Source organism: Bartonella sp. AP30XZML (genome assembly GCF_042195945.1).
Classification (GTDB): domain Bacteria; phylum Pseudomonadota; class Alphaproteobacteria; order Rhizobiales; family Rhizobiaceae; genus Bartonella.
The window spans coordinates 1-1,233 of the sequence record NZ_JBHIPJ010000051.1; the positions used below are offsets into that span (position 1 = coordinate 1).

Genomic DNA, 1,233 nt, shown 5'->3' on the forward strand with positions numbered 1-1,233 from the left:
GATTGAAAAGCAGGCGCCCCCGCCGCGCCCCGCGCTGTTATTTAAGCAGCGTCTCTTATGATTTGATCACAAATTTTAATATGACCATTTAATTTTTTTGTATCTATATATGAATTGCCAAAAACACTCACTTGATCACAAATGTATGTATAGCCTGTAATTTTTGCATTCTCATAAATACAAGCATCATCACCAACTATAGCAAAAAACCAAACTTGAGCATTGTCAAAAATTTTTGCATTGCCATAAGCTTGCGCATAGCCAGTCAGTAAAGCATCATCATAGATTTTAGCATGACCTTTTATAACAGCCCTGTCAGATACTTCAGCATGATTCAAAACGCAGGCATAACCGTAAACATAAGTTCTTCCAAAAACCACGGCATGATCAGCAACCCTAGCATTGTCATAAACCACGGCATTATCATAAACTTGTGCATAGCCTTCAATTTTTGCATTATCGAAAACATAAGCTTTATTTAAGACTTTAGCATTATCAGAAACATAGGCATTATTATAAACACAAGCATCATCATAGACCCAGCAATTGTCATAATGCGATAGGTTATCTTCCTTTTCAACAAAACCGCCTAAATCGCCAGCCTTGACATCAGAAAAGTCTTTTAAAGCTTTAATGCGATAAAGAATTTGATTACTAATTACACGCGTTTCATTTGTGAGTGCAAACTTTTTTTGCATAGCACAATTCCTTTATAAAGAGATTTAAATTTTAAAATGAGATGTTTTAAAGAGGGGCGCCCCCGCCCGCGACCGCGCGTTATTTACGCAGCGTTATTTATATTCTGATCAAAACCACAGACATCTTCAGAAAATTTCTTATTTTCTTTAAGCACAGCATTGCCATAAATCGTTGTAAATTGGCAAATTTGTGCTTTGCCACTCACATGAGCATTATCATGAATTTTTGCAAAAGGACCAACACGCGCCGAGCCAAAAACCTTGGCATTGTCATAAATATTGCTCCCATCATAAACTATAGCTTTATCAAAAACATGAGCATTGCCATAAGCTTTTGACCACGGAGCAAGGCGTGATTTACCGTAGACATGGGCATCATTAAACACAAGCCCACTCACATGAGCATTTTCATATACACGGGCATTATCGTAAATAAGAGCCCCTTCAGTAATAACGGCATTATCACTCACAACGGCATTGCCAAAAACATAGCCACCAATTTTTGCATTGCCATTAATGATTGCATTGTCATAAA

1 protein-coding gene and 1 pseudogene are annotated in these 1,233 nt (G+C 37.3%); both read right to left on the minus strand.

What is annotated here, in order from left to right; genetic code table 11:
* Positions 1-41: 41 nt before the first annotated feature.
* Positions 42-698 (minus strand): hypothetical protein, encoded by a 657-nt coding sequence (locus tag ACFIL2_RS03495; protein WP_375676915.1) that lies wholly within the window; start codon positions 696-698, stop codon positions 42-44.
* A gap of 83 nt (positions 699-781) precedes the next feature.
* Positions 782-1,233: pseudogene (locus ACFIL2_RS03500) on the minus strand (hypothetical protein); the annotation flags it as partial.